Below are 13,372 nucleotides of genomic sequence, written 5' to 3'. Positions count from 1 at the left end.
ATCAGAGGTGGACCGCGATGCCGGGGGAGCCGGGGCGGTCGTGGAGCTCGAGGTCGGTGAGGTCGACTCCCTGGGGGACGTCGAAGACGAGGATGCCGTCGATCTTGGTGCCGGGGTTGAGGTCGGTAAGGTACGCGCCGTCGCCGGCCCGGGCGATGGCGGCTTCGGTGTCGGGCGTGTACGCGGTTCCCGACGCGTCGTAGCCGCGCTGGTTGGTGTCGGCGAACTGGACCGCCTCGCTGCCTCCGTTCGTCACCACGAGGCGCACGAGCACGTAGCGTCCCTTCGCCTTTCGCTTGCCGAACGTGGTGCCGCCCTCCTCCACGCCGGTCACGGTGAATGTCAGCGCGCCGTCGCGCGCTGGTTCCTCCGTCCGTACGGTGCGGGCCGGTACGGGGCGCGGGCTCGGCGGCGGCTCGGCGGCGGGCGTGGTCCTGTTGGGGGTCGGCGTCGGTTCAGCAGGCGAAGGCGCAGCCGAGGTCGGCGGCGGGGTGGGCGCCGGCGAGAGCGACAGCGAGGGCGAGGGCGAAGGGCCCGCGGTCGGCGGCGCGTCACGGCTGTTCAGCACAGCGACCACGACAGCAACGATCAGGCCGACGGCGATGACGGCGAGCACGATCACTCGGCCCCTCTGGGAGGTCATGGGCGCCCATCCTGCCGGAGCGCCTTTCTTCACGGTGTGAAGCAAAGCCAGTATCGGCCATCACGAAAACCTTGACGAAGGAAAGAAAATCAGGTCTGGTGGAGGCTCCGTCGCCCCGCTAGGAGACTCAGCATGCGGAATCTGAGGCATCTCGGAACGTTGTCCGCCGTCGCGGCACTCGTTGTCGGCGGCTTAGGCGTCGCGCAGGGATCGGACGGTCCCCACGGGCCGGCCCCGAAGCAGACGCAGCAGGAGACCAACAGCGAAGCGAACGTCGTCACCGCACAACCAGCGACCGAAGAGCCGCCGCCGTACCGAGGCTGGAGCAGCTGGAGCATGCAGTCCAGCAACTATCCCGGCCTCAACCCCCGCGGCAGCGCGAGCTGGCTGCACGAGGCGAACCTGCTCGCCCAGGCCCGCGTCATGTCCAAGCACCTCAAGAAGTTCGGCTACGAGTACATCAACATCGACTCCGGCTGGTCCGCCACCTGGGACTGGCACGGCCAGTTCGACGCCAACGGCCGCGCCACCCCGGACAAGGAGCGCTTCCCACGCGGCATGAAGTACGTCGCCGACGAGCTCCACAAGCTCGGCCTCAAGGCCGGCATCTACCTCCCCGTCGGCCTCGACAAGGGTGCGTACGAGAAGGGCGACCTCCCCATCGCCAACGCCCCGGACTGCTCCCTCTACGACATCGTCTACGACGACAAGCGCAGCACCAACGGCTGGGACAGCGCCTACAAGATCGACTTCAGTAAGCCCTGCGCCCAGGCCTACATCGACTCCCAGGCACAGATCATCGCCGACTGGGGCTACGACTTCCTCAAGCTCGACGGCGTCGGCCCCGGCTCGTTCAAACAAGGCCCCAACTACGACAACCGCGCCGATGTCGAGGCCTGGCACAAGGCCATCGCCAAGACCGGACGCACGATGCACTTCCAGGTCTCCTGGTCGCTCGAACGTTCCGCCATCGACACCTGGCAACAGTTCTCCGACAGCTGGCGCCTGGACACCGACGTCGAGTGCTACTGCGACACGCTCGTCACCTGGCACGGCAGCGTCAGCAACCGCTTCTACGACGTACCCTCCTGGGTCCAGCACTCCGGCAGGGGCGGCTGGAACAACCTCGACACGATCAACGTCGCCGTCGGCGCGATGGACGGCCTCACCACGGACGAGCGCCGCGCGTACATGACGCTCTGGTCGATCAGCGCCGCACCGCTGTACGCCGGCGACGACCTCACCAGGATCGACAAGCTGGGCTGGGAACTCCTGACCAACAAGGAAGTTCTCGCGATCAACGAAGCCGGCAGAGCCGCGAGCCCGGTCACGCCGAAGGTCCCGCAGCAGGTCTGGCGGGTCCAGAACGCCGACGGCAGCTACACGGTCGCACTGTTCAACCTCGACAAGCACCCCGCGATCGTCGAGGCGAACTGGTCCACGCTCGGCTTCACCGGCAGCGCGCAGGTCCGCGACATCTGGTCGGGCAAGAACCTCGGCACGCACGACGACAGCTGGTTCGCCAAGCTCCCCGCGCACGGCACTCGCCTGCTGAACGTCAAGCCGACGCGCGCCGCGACGTCGTACGAAGCCGAGGCGGCAGGCAACACGCTGACTGGCTCCGCCAAGGTCAACGGCTGCGAAGGCTGCGCCGGCGGGCTGAAGGTCGGTGACCTCGGCGAGGGCGCATCCGTTGTCCTGCAGGGAATCCACGTCGCCAAGGCCGGAACGTACGACGTGACCGTCTCCTACACCGACGGCTCCGACGGCCGCCAGATCGGCATCGGTGTCAACGGCGGAGCCGTCCAGAAGGTGACGCTCGGCGGTGGCGGCGACGACCTCTGGGATCGGGTCCACGCCACGACGTACCGGCTCGCTCTGAAGAAGGGCGCGAACACGATCACGTTCGCGAACCTGGGCGGCTACGGCCCGGACATCGACCGGGTCACGGTCCAGGCCAGGTAGGGCACGGAGGCCTGCAGTCCGGGGGGCCGCAGGCCTCGCTCACACGTCAAGCAGGTAACGCTCTTCGGGGCTCAGCCGGTCCCAGACGAGCTTGCGGATGTGCTCCAACTGGTTGGTCTGCTGCGGCTCGTCGCGCCGGACGTAGGAGAGCGTCAGGCCACGGCGCGGCTGGTCGGTGGTGTTCAGCGTGCCGCCATGCCAGAGGTGACTGTTGAAGATCACCACCGTTCCCGCGGGCGCCTCCACCAGGACCTGGTCCGGGTGCGGCGCCAACAGGTCGTCCAGGTCGTCGCTCGGCATGCGTTCCCAGCGATGCGACCCCGGAACGACCCGCGTCGCCCCGTTCGCCGCGGTGAAGTCGTCGAGCATCCACATCGAGTTGCAGATGTGGAAGTCGCCGTCCTTCACGGCGCTGGCCCAGTCCGGGTGGAGCGCCTGATTTCCCTGTCCAGGAAGGGCGGACCGCATGTTCAACGAGTTCACCCGCAGCTCGCCGACGACGTGGGCCGCGGCGGCCAGCACCTGCGGTTGGGTGAACAGCGGCAGGAACATCGCGCCCTTGTTGAACAGGTCCGCCACCATCGTCGCGCCCACCTGCTGCCCGGCCTCGATGCCGGCGGCCCCACCCTCCAGGTGCTGGAGCTCGTCGGTCCGCGTACGAAGGACGGCCAGCGCCTCGTCGTCGAGCAGGCGGCCCAGGGACAGATAGCCGTCGGCGTCGAGCTTCGCCAGCTGCTCGGGCGTGAGGGCCTTCGCTGGGGTGGCGCCCAGCGCTTCCAGAACGGTCAAGGTCTGTGTCGACATCACGTTGTCATTGCACCGGGACCCGCGCCCGGACGACAAGCGAGCGGCCGCCGGGACCGTTGCACGGATCGCCGAGAGAGGCGGCCAAGCTAGGACTCGCGGACCGCGCCAGGCGTACGACCCAGCGCCTGCTTGAGGTGCCGGGTCAGGTGGCTCGCCGAGTGGTAGCCACAGCGCGTGGCGACGGCCGCGAGCGTCAGGTTGGAGGTCTGCAGCAGCTCGACCGCGTGATGGAGCCGGATCTCGCGCAGCCGTGCCTGCGGCGACCGGCCGAGCTCGGTGCCGTACATCGCCCGCAGCGTCGAGGTCGAGACGCCGACCTCCCGAGCCAGGTCAGCCACCAGGCAGCGCGAGCCGTACCGCTCCTCGAGCAGCTGCTCGACCGCGTTCACGATCGTCCGGGCACGCGACGGCGTACGACCGGCGGCGAGGCGACGGAGCGTGACGTCGACGACGTTCACGAGCGAGTCGACCATGGTTGGGGAGTGCTCGTCGAGGGTCGAGCTCTCGTTCACCAGCGCCGCGAGCGCGCTGCCGAGCCGCTCGTTGCCGGAGTCGGCGGCGATCCGCGGCCAGGGCAGGTCCGGCTGGGCGTCGAGCAGCAGGTAGTAGTTGGAGTAGGCGGTGTGCGCGACCTCGGCGTGGTCGAGGTGCGGCGGGATGGTGAGGATCGTGCCCGGCCCGACCTGGTACGGCGCCCCGTCGATCAGCGCGTCGATGTGACCCGACCGGTAGAGCGTGACCTTCCACGCCGCGTACCGGTGCGGCGCGGCGTGCCGTCCCCGCGGCGCGCTGTAGGCGCCGACCGCGACGAACGTCGGAGTAGTCATGACCGCTGCCTTTCCGGGCAATCGACATTAAAGGATTGGCAAAGGCGACAAGTCGAACTCCCCACGCCCACGGGCAATCCTCCCTGAGGACGAGGTCGACTCATGCGATATGTCATGGGCATCGACCTGTCGAACTCGACATACTGACCCCGTGTTGTTCCGATTGTTGCGCGACTCCCTGCGCCCGTACGGCCGCGCCCTCACGATCATCGTGGTGCTGCAGCTGATCCAGACCCTGGCCACGCTCTACCTGCCCACCCTCAACGCCGACATCATCGACAGGGGCGTCGTCACCGGCGACGTCCCGTACATCATGCGGATCGGCGGCGTCATGCTCGCCATCTCGCTGGTGCAGATCGTCTGCCTCGTCGGCGCGGTCTACTTCGGTGCCCGGACCGCGATGGGTGTGGGCCGCGACCTCCGCGGCGCGGTGTTCGCCCGCGTACAGGAGTTCTCCACCCGCGAGGTCGGCCGCTTCGGCGCGCCGTCGTTGATCACGCGGACCACGAACGACGTGCAGCAGGTCCAGATGCTCACGCTGATGGCGTTCACGCTGATGGTGTCGGCGCCGATCATGGGCGTGGGCGGCATCATCCTGGCACTGCAGCAGGACGTTCCCCTCTCCTCGATCCTGCTCGTCGTCGTGCCCGTCCTGGGCATCGCGGTCGGGCTGCTGATCACGCGCATGCGCCCGCTGTTCCGGAGCATGCAGGACCGCATCGACCAGATCAACCGCGTGCTGCGCGAGCAGATCACCGGCGTTCGCGTGATCCGCGCGTTCGTCCGGGACGAGCGGGAGCAGGAGCGGTTCGGCGAGGTCAGCACCGACCTCCTCGACGTCTCGCTGAAGGTCGGCCGGCTGATGTCGGCGATGTTCCCGATCGTGATGCTGGTGATGAACGTGTCCAGCGTCGCGGTGATGTGGTTCGGTGCCCAGCGGATCGACAGCGGCGCGATGCAGATCGGCGCGCTGACGGCGTTCCTCTCCTACCTGATGCAGATCCTGATGGCCGTGATGATGGCGACGTTCATGTTCGTCATGGTCCCGCGTGCCGAGGTCAGCGCCGAACGCATCGCCGAGGTGCTCGACACCGACTCGAGCGTCGTGCCGCCGACCACGCCGGTCAGCGCGGGCGGCGTGCACGGGCACCTCGAGCTACGGGAAGTCGACTTCGGTTATCCCGGCGCGGAGGAGCCGGTGCTCTGCGGCATCAACCTGGTCGCGAGACCGGGCGAGATCACCGCGGTGATCGGGAGTACGGGCAGCGGCAAGACCACGTTGATCAACCTGATCCCACGGCTGTTCGACGCGACCGGCGGCACCGTTCTCGTCGACGGCGTCGACGTCCGCGAGCTCGACCCGGACATGCTGAACCAGGCCGTGGGTCTGGTTCCGCAGCGCCCGTACCTGTTCTCCGGAACGGTGGCGTCCAACCTGCGTTACGGAAACGAGGACGCGACCGAGGAGGAACTCTGGAACGCGCTCGACATCGCGCAGGCGCGCGACTTCGTCGAGCGCATGGAGGGCCAGCTCGAGGCGCCGATCGCGCAGGGCGGCACGAACGTGTCCGGTGGCCAGCGGCAGCGCCTCGCGATCGCGCGGGCGCTGGTACGGCGACCGGAGATCTACCTGTTCGACGACTCGTTCTCCGCGCTGGACTACGCGACGGACGCGGCGCTTCGGGCAGCTCTCACCCGGGAGATCGCGGACGCGACGGTCGTGATCGTCGCGCAGCGCGTGAGCACGATCCGGCACGCCGACCGGATCGTCGTTCTGGATGAGGGACGGGTCGTGGCGACCGGGACACACCGCGAGTTGATGGAATCGGACGAGACGTACCGCGAGATCGTGCTGTCTCAGCTCACCGAGCAGGAGGCGGCGTGAGTACGCAGGAGGGGCAGACGCCCAACGGACAAAGCAAGAACGGCCACGCTCCCGACGGGAGCGGCGAGGCTCCCGCCACGACCGCGGCCGGCGAGCGGGCGACCCCGCAGCGCGGGCCCGGGCCGGCAGCCGGCGGAGGACCGCGCGGTGGCCCGGCGGCGTTCATGGGTGGCCCGTCGATGGAGAAGTCCCTTGATTTCAAGGGCTCCAGCCTGCGGTTGCTCAAGTCTCTCGCACCGGAGCGCATGCTGATCATCGTGACGCTGCTGCTCACCGCGGGCAGCGTCGCGCTGTCGGTGATCGGGCCGAAGGTGCTCGGGCACGCCACCGACCTGATCTTCAACGGCATTCTCGGCAAGCAGATTCCTCCTGGTGTGACGAAGGAAGAGGCGGTCGCGGGGCTTCGGGCGCGCGGCGAGGACACTCTCGCCGACCTGTTCAACTCGGTCGATCTCACGCCAGGTCAGGGCATCGACTTCGACCAGGTCGCCCGGATCCTGACGTTCGTCCTGGTGATCTACGTCGGCGCGTCGTTGCTGATGCTGTTCCAGGGTTGGCTGACGACGACGATCGTGCAGCGAGCGGTCTTCCGGATGCGCGAGGCGGCGGAGCACAAGCTGTCGCGGCTGCCGTTGAAGTACTTCGACCAGCAGCCGAAGGGCGAGGTGCTGAGCCGGGTCACCAACGACATGGACAACCTGGCGCAGACGTTGCAGCAGACGTTGAGCCAGATGGTGACGTCGCTGCTCACGATCGTCGGCGTACTGACCATGATGTTCCTGATCTCGCCGTTGCTGGCGTTGATTGCTCTGGTCACCGTTCCGCTGTCGGTCGTGATCGTGGCGATCATCGGCAAGCGGGCGCAGCCCCAGTTCGTCAAGCAGTGGGCGACGACCGGGCAGCTGAACGCGCACATCGAGGAGATGTACACCGGACACCAGCTGGTGAAGGTGTTCGGCCAGCAGGAGCACGCGGAGAAGACGTTCGCGGAGCACAACGACACGTTGTTCAACGCTTCGTACCGGGCGCAGTTCATCTCCGGGTGCATCCAACCGGCGATGTTCTTCATCGGCAACATCAACTACGTGCTCGTGGCGGTCGTCGGTGCGCTGCGGGTGGCGTCGGGTGCGCTGACGTTGGGTGACGTACAGGCGTTCATCCAGTACTCGCGGCAGTTCAGCCAGCCGCTGACGCAGGTGGCGTCGATGGCCAACCTGCTGCAGTCGGGTGTCGCTTCGGCGGAGCGGATCTTCGCGCTGCTGGACGCCGAGGAGCAGTCGCCGGAGCCTTCGAAGCCGGAGCGGCCGTCGGTCGTTCGCGGACGGGTGGAGTTCCAGAACGTCTCGTTCCGCTACCTCGAGGACAAGCCACTGATCGAGAACCTCTCGCTGGTGGTCGAGCCCGGGCAAACGGTGGCGATCGTCGGTCCGACCGGGGCGGGCAAGACGACGCTGGTCAACCTGCTGATGCGGTTCTACGAGATCGACTCCGGTCGCATCACGCTGGACGGCGTCGACGTGTCGAAGATGACGCGGGAAGAGCTGCGCGACCAGACCGGCATGGTGTTGCAGGACACCTGGCTGTTCGGTGGGTCGATCGCGGACAACATCGCGTACGGCGCCGAGACCGACGTCTCGATGGAACGGATCACCGAGGCCGCGCAGGCCACGCACGTGGACCACTTCGTGCGGACGCTGCCGGACGGGTACGACACCAAGATCGACGAGGAGGGATCGAACGTCAGCGCGGGCGAGAAGCAGCTGATCACGATCGCACGCGCGTTCCTCGCCGAGCCGGCGATCCTCATCCTGGACGAGGCGACGAGCTCGGTCGACACCCGTACCGAGCTGCTGATCCAGCGGGCGATGAACTCGCTGCGAACCGGGCGGACCTCGTTCGTGATCGCGCACCGCCTGTCGACGATCCGCGACGCCGACCTGATCCTGGTGATGGAGAGCGGCCGGATCGTGGAGCAGGGCACGCACGACGCCCTGTTGGCCTCCGACGGCGCGTACGCACGGCTGTACGCGGCCCAATTCGCCCAGGCGGTCGCCGAGGTCGACTGACGCGGCGCTGCTGACCGGACTTGATGAAGGGTCCCTTCATTCGAACCTATTGAATGAAGGGACCCTTCATTCAAACGGCGGGGACGGAAGGCCCGGCTTCATCGAAACCACAAGAAGCAGAGGGCCCACAAGCAACGCAAGCACGGCAACAAACCCACGCAACAAGGAACCTCCCCCGGGACACCTGTTCCGGGGGCCGGGGGCGGCGCGTGAAAAACAGGTGGCCGGTCCGGGGCGAGTCAAGGGCCGCTCCGCGGTCGCGAAGCGACGTCGTTTGCCAAATCTGCGCGAAGCGCCGCCCAAACGACGCCCTTGACGCGCCCCGGACCGGCCACCACCATCGACCGCCGCCACAGACCCCGAGAGCACCAACCCCCGGACAGATCTCATAGGAACACCAAGACAGCACCAACCCAGAAGAGCTTCGACACAAGAGATCCGAGCCCCCGCCCGTGATCATGAAGGCAAACCCGTCGTATACGACCAGTTCGGCTTCATGATCACGTTCATGATCACTGGCGTTGACGGCGCCTGGCGGATGAGCCCCCTTCGATCACCTTTGGCGAGGTCTGGCTGGGTGGTGAACTTCGCGGTCTCGAAGACGATCAGCGTCTCGTACCTGCGGATGTTGTCGTCGTCCTTGAACAGCTCGTCGCCGATTTCCTTGCAGGCGTTGACGGAAGGGGCCGCGAGCATGACGACGTAGTCCCAGCGGCCGGAGACGGCGTAGCACTGCTGGACCTCGCCACGCTTCGTGACGCGTGCCTTGAACGCGCGGTGGTGCTCGCGCGACTCGGCCACCAGCGTGACGAGCACGATCGAGCGGACGATCTCGCGGGACTGGTCGGGCTCGAGGATGCTCACGGTCCGGAGGAGCCCACGCTGCTTGTACTTGGCGATCCGGCGCTGGACCGCGCTCGGCGTGAGCCCGACCTCGTCGCCGAGGTCGCGCAGGGTCCGGTCCGCCTGCTCCTGGAGCAGGTCGAGGAGGAGTACGTCGATCTCGTCCACGCAAGATTGTTGCGCCGGTGCGCAAAATCGTCAATCGCGATGACTGGCTCCCCGACTAGCGTCGAGCCATGAACCTGGACCTGGACGTCACCCAGATCGCGGCCGCGCGAGAGGTCATCGACCCCGTGTTCCTCGACACGCCGCAGTACGAGGACCCGATGCTCAACGCTGCCATCGGGCGGCGCGTCGTGCTGAAGGTCGAGACGTGCAACCCGATCCGCAGCTTCAAGGGCCGCGGCGTGAGCGTCGCGCTCAGCGAGCACACCGACATCGACACCGTGGTGTGCGCGTCGTCCGGGAACTTCGGCCAGGCCGTCGCGTACGTGGGACAGGCCCGCGGGTTGACCGTGCGGGTCTTCGCGCCGAGCTCGATCAATCCGGTCAAGCGGGCTCGGATGGAGGCGTTCGGGGCGACGATCACGTTGGCTGCGGACTACGGGGAGGCGCGGGAGGAGGTTCGGGCCGCCGCGTCCGCACCCGGAACGCTCCTCCTGGAGGACGGCGTGCCACCGGCGATCGCCGTGGGCGCTGGCACGATGGCGGCCGAGCTCGACTCGGTCGGCCCGTTGGATGCCGTCGTGGTGCCGATCGGGGACGGGAGCCTGATCTCGGGCATCGGCTGCTGGGTCCGAGCGCACCGACCGGGCACGCGGGTCGTCGGCGTCAACCCCGAGGCAGCGCCGGCGATGTACGAGAGTTTCCGCGCGGGTCAGCCGGTCCGAGTCGACGCATCGGACACGTTCGCCGAGGGCATCAGCGTTCCCGTTCCGCACGCCGCGTCGCTGGAACGGGTACGCGCGCTGGTCGACGACATCGTGCTGGTGAAGACGGAAGAGATCGCCGCCGCCATGGAGCTCGCCGCCCAGCACGTGGGCATCCGGCTCGAACCCGCCGGCGCCGCGAGTCTGGCCGCGATCGCCCACGGCCGCGTCACCGGCGACCGGATCGCGACCATCCTGACCGGAGCGAATCCCCGTTAGCGCAGGCCGGCGCGGCGGAGGGCTTCGGCCATGGCGCCGGTGGGCTCGGGTTCCTTGCGCTGTGGACGTTGCGGACGCTGGCCCTTGTTGCCGCCGCGATCGGGCTTTCCGCCGCCGGAGCGTTCGCGCGGCTTGGGCTCCGTACGGTCGCCACCCACCTCGTCGTCCAGCCGCAAGGTGAGCCCGATCCGCTGGCGCTTCTCGTCCACCTCGAGCACCTTCACGCGCACGATGTCGCCCGGCTTCACCACGTCGCGCGGGTCCTTGACGAACGTCTTCGACATCGCCGAGATGTGCACGAGCCCGTCCTGGTGGACACCGACATCCACAAACGCGCCAAACGCGGCGACGTTCGTCACCACGCCCTCGAGCACCATGCCCTGCCGCAGGTCGGCGACCTTCTCCACGCCCTCGGCGAACGTCGCGGTCTGGAACGCCGGACGCGGGTCCCGGCCTGGTTTCTCCAACTCAGCAAGGATGTCCGTGACGGTCGGCAGACCGAACGTGTCGTCGACGAACTCGCGCGGGTTGATCGCCCGCAGCGTGGCGGTGTTGCCGATCAGCGTCCCCAGCGAGCTGCCGCCCGTTGCCGAGACCATGCGGCGGACGACCGGGTACGCCTCGGGGTGCACTGACGACTGGTCCAACGGGTCGTCGCCGCCGCGGATCCGCAGGAAGCCGGCGCACTGCTCGAACGCCTTCGGGCCCAACCGCGGAACGCTCTTCAGCGCCGTCCGCGACGTGAACGGACCCGACGCGTCCCGGTGCGCGACGATCGAAGCCGCCAGTCCCTCGCCGATGCCCGACACCCGGGTGAGCAGCGGCGCCGACGCCGTGTTGACGTCCACGCCGACCGCGTTCACGGCGTCCTCGACGACCGCGTCGAGCGACCGGGACAGCTCGACCTGGGAGATGTCGTGCTGGTACTGGCCGACGCCGATCGACTTCGGGTCGATTTTCACCAACTCAGCAAGGGGATCCTGCAGTCGCCGCGCGATCGAGACCGCGCCGCGCAGCGAGACGTCCATGCCGGGCAGCTCGGCGGACGCGTACGCCGAGGCGGAGTAGACCGACGCGCCGGCCTCCGACACGACGATCTTCGTCAGCGACGGCACCAGCTTGATCAGGTCGAGGGCGAGCTTGTCCGTCTCGCGCGACGCCGTACCGTTGCCGATCGACACCAGCTCGACGGAGTGCTTCTTCGCCAGTTGTGCCAACGTGGCAAGGGAGTCCTGCCACTTGTTGTGCGGCTGGTGCGGATAGATGGTGGACGTGTCCACGACCTTGCCGGTGCCGTCGACGACCGCGACCTTCACGCCGGTGCGGAAGCCGGGGTCGAGGCCCATCGTCGCCCGCGCGCCGGCCGGTGCGGCGAGCAGCAGGTCGCGCAGGTTGGCGGCGAACACACGTACCGCCTCCTCCTCCGCGGCCTCGCGCAGTCGCATCCGTACGTCGACGGTGAGGTGTACGAACATCCGCGTCCGCCAGGCCCAGCGCACCGTCTCCAGCAGCCACGAGTCGGCCGCGCGGCGGCGGTCGGCGACGCCGAAGTGCTCCGCGATCATCGCCTCGTACTCGGTCGGCCCGACCTGCATGGCCTCGTCGGCCGCGTCAGGGCGGAACGCGAGCTCGAGCACCTCTTCCTTCTCGCCGCGGAACAGCGCGAGGATCCGGTGCGACGGCAGCGTCGTGAAGCCCTCGGACCAGTCGAAGTAGTCGGAGAACTTCGCGCCGTCGGACTCCTTGCCGGTACGTACGCGAGAGACCAGCACGCCGTGCGTCCAGAGCCGCTCACGCAGCGCGCCGATCAGGTCGGCCGATTCGCCGAACTGCTCGACGAGGATCGAGCGCGCACCGTCCAGGGCTGCCGCGGCGTCGGCCACGCCGCGCTCCGCGTCGACGAACGCCGCGGCCTCCACCTGCGGGGCGCGGGTCGGATCTTGGAGCAGCAGGTCGGCGAGCGGCTGCAGCCCGGCCTCGCGGGCGATCTGCGCCTTGGTGCGGCGTTTCGGCTTGTACGGAAGGTAAATGTCCTCCAGCCGCGCCTTCGAGTCGGCCGCGTCGATCGAGGCCTCGAGCTCGTCGGTCAGCTTGCCCTGTTCGCGGATCGAGTCGAGGATCGCGGCGCGGCGTTCCTCGAGCTCGCGCAGGTAGCGCAGCCGTTCCTCCAACGTCCGCAGCTGCGCGTCGTCGAGCGTGCCGGTGACTTCCTTGCGGTAGCGCGCGATGAACGGGACGGTCGCTCCGCCGTCGAGCAGGTCGATGGCCGAGGTCACCTGCCCCTCGCGTACACCGAGCTCGTCCGCAATGCGCTTGTTGATGGTCTCCGCGGTACTCACCGGAGGCATTGTGTCAGTACCCCTGGCGCAAGGCCCAACCCCTCAGCGAGTGTTGCCGCTAGACCTCGTCTGCGGCAGAGCAGCCTCACGGTCGACCTTGCGCGTCCGCGATCGCCTCGGACATCCGGGCAAGAATCTCGTCGACGGTCTGGTCGGGGGTTTGGTCCGATGTGTCCAACCAGAGCCCGATCCTCGGCGTTTCGGCGCGCAGGTAGTCGTCGAGCTCCTTCACGGTCCAGTCGACGTACCCGCTCTTCGGCCGCTCGTCCTCGCGTCGCGCGACGACCTCGGGCCGCGGGGTGAGCACGACGACGGCGACGGGTCGGCTTGTGGTGAGGTCGACGAACTCCTGGACGCTCGCGCCGAGGACGACGTCCTGGACGACCGCGGTGAACCCGGCGCGTACGTACTCGTCGGCCACCTGCGCCGCGATGCGGTAGCGGAGGCTCAGCTCCTCGTCCATCGCGTCGCCGCCCTCCGGCACGATGTCCACGCCACCGTTGACGATCATGCGCCGGAACGCGTCCCCGCGGACGTGGGCGGAACGTGGCAGCCGCTCGGCCAACAGCTGGGCGACGGTCGACTTGCCGGACGCCATGATCCCGGTGACGAGAACGACCTTCGGCTGCTCCATGCCTCGCAGCCTAGTGTCGTTCTTTCGTCCGGCGGTGGGTTCGACCGGTCCGGCCCGCCCTGGGGCTAATGATCATGTATACATGATCATTAGCCCCATTACGTGGGGTGGGCGCCAGGTAGAGCGGCCACTGGCCGCGTAAGGCGACCACGACGCCTCCCCCACGGAGTGCCATCCCGCTCGGATCACTCGCGACATCGCCATCCCGGGGCGAG

10 protein-coding genes are annotated in these 13,372 nt (G+C 68.1%); 4 read left to right on the top strand and 6 right to left on the bottom strand.

Annotation, left to right across the window (positions count from 1 at the left end; genetic code table 11):
• Window position 1: 1 nt before the first annotated feature.
• On the bottom strand, window positions 2-643 hold the full coding sequence (locus JOD67_RS06370; RefSeq protein WP_205116186.1) for a DUF4352 domain-containing protein: 642 nt from the start codon (window positions 641-643) through the stop codon (window positions 2-4).
• Between the two features lie 132 nt (window positions 644-775).
• On the opposite strand from JOD67_RS06370, the gene JOD67_RS06365 reads away from it, so the two are divergent.
• Entirely contained in the window at window positions 776-2,608 is a 1,833-nt protein-coding gene (locus JOD67_RS06365; protein ID WP_205116185.1) for an alpha-galactosidase D, read from the top strand.
• A 39-nt stretch (window positions 2,609-2,647) separates the two neighbouring features.
• Here JOD67_RS06365 and JOD67_RS06360 read toward each other — a convergent pair whose 3' ends face one another.
• Window positions 2,648-3,412 carry a phytanoyl-CoA dioxygenase family protein gene (locus JOD67_RS06360; protein ID WP_205116184.1) on the bottom strand — a complete coding sequence of 255 codons (765 nt, stop codon included), beginning with the start codon at window positions 3,410-3,412 and terminating at the stop codon, window positions 2,648-2,650.
• An 89-nt stretch (window positions 3,413-3,501) separates the two neighbouring features.
• The gene (locus JOD67_RS06355; RefSeq protein WP_205116183.1) at window positions 3,502-4,242 is read right to left on the bottom strand and encodes a helix-turn-helix transcriptional regulator; all 741 of its coding nucleotides are present in this window, start codon (window positions 4,240-4,242) and stop codon (window positions 3,502-3,504) included.
• A gap of 151 nt (window positions 4,243-4,393) precedes the next feature.
• On the opposite strand from JOD67_RS06355, the gene JOD67_RS06350 reads away from it, so the two are divergent.
• The gene (locus JOD67_RS06350; RefSeq protein WP_205116182.1) at window positions 4,394-6,127 is read left to right on the top strand and encodes an ABC transporter ATP-binding protein; all 1,734 of its coding nucleotides are present in this window, start codon (window positions 4,394-4,396) and stop codon (window positions 6,125-6,127) included.
• Between the two features lie 164 nt (window positions 6,128-6,291).
• Complete coding sequence (locus JOD67_RS06345; RefSeq protein ID WP_205122887.1) at window positions 6,292-8,193, top strand: ABC transporter ATP-binding protein; 1,902 nt, start codon at window positions 6,292-6,294, stop codon at window positions 8,191-8,193.
• A gap of 456 nt (window positions 8,194-8,649) precedes the next feature.
• On the opposite strand, the gene JOD67_RS41735 is transcribed toward JOD67_RS06345, so the two are convergent.
• Window positions 8,650-9,204: an Lrp/AsnC family transcriptional regulator gene (locus tag JOD67_RS41735; protein ID WP_205116181.1), complete on the bottom strand. Its 555-nt coding sequence runs from the start codon at window positions 9,202-9,204 to the stop codon at window positions 8,650-8,652.
• 68 nt (window positions 9,205-9,272) lie between these two features.
• On the opposite strand from JOD67_RS41735, the gene JOD67_RS06335 reads away from it, so the two are divergent.
• Window positions 9,273-10,184: a threonine ammonia-lyase gene (locus JOD67_RS06335; protein WP_205116180.1), complete on the top strand. Its 912-nt coding sequence runs from the start codon at window positions 9,273-9,275 to the stop codon at window positions 10,182-10,184.
• Here the strand turns inward: JOD67_RS06335 and JOD67_RS06330 are convergent.
• Both JOD67_RS06330 and JOD67_RS06325 read right to left on the bottom strand, forming a co-directional pair.
• Complete coding sequence (locus JOD67_RS06330) at window positions 10,181-12,532, bottom strand: Tex family protein (protein WP_205116178.1); 2,352 nt, start codon at window positions 12,530-12,532, stop codon at window positions 10,181-10,183. The genes JOD67_RS06335 and JOD67_RS06330 overlap by 4 nt on opposite strands.
• Window positions 12,533-12,608: 76 nt before the next feature.
• Entirely contained in the window at window positions 12,609-13,157 is a 549-nt protein-coding gene (locus tag JOD67_RS06325; RefSeq protein ID WP_205116177.1) for an AAA family ATPase, read from the bottom strand.
• Between the last annotated feature and the right edge of the window lie 215 nt (window positions 13,158-13,372).

Origin of the sequence: Tenggerimyces flavus, assembly GCF_016907715.1 — a bacterium.
In the GTDB taxonomy this organism is placed as follows: domain Bacteria; phylum Actinomycetota; class Actinomycetes; order Propionibacteriales; family Actinopolymorphaceae; genus Tenggerimyces; species Tenggerimyces flavus.
Note: the sequence above shows the minus strand (reverse complement) of the source record. Positions and strands in the feature narration are given on the sequence as shown.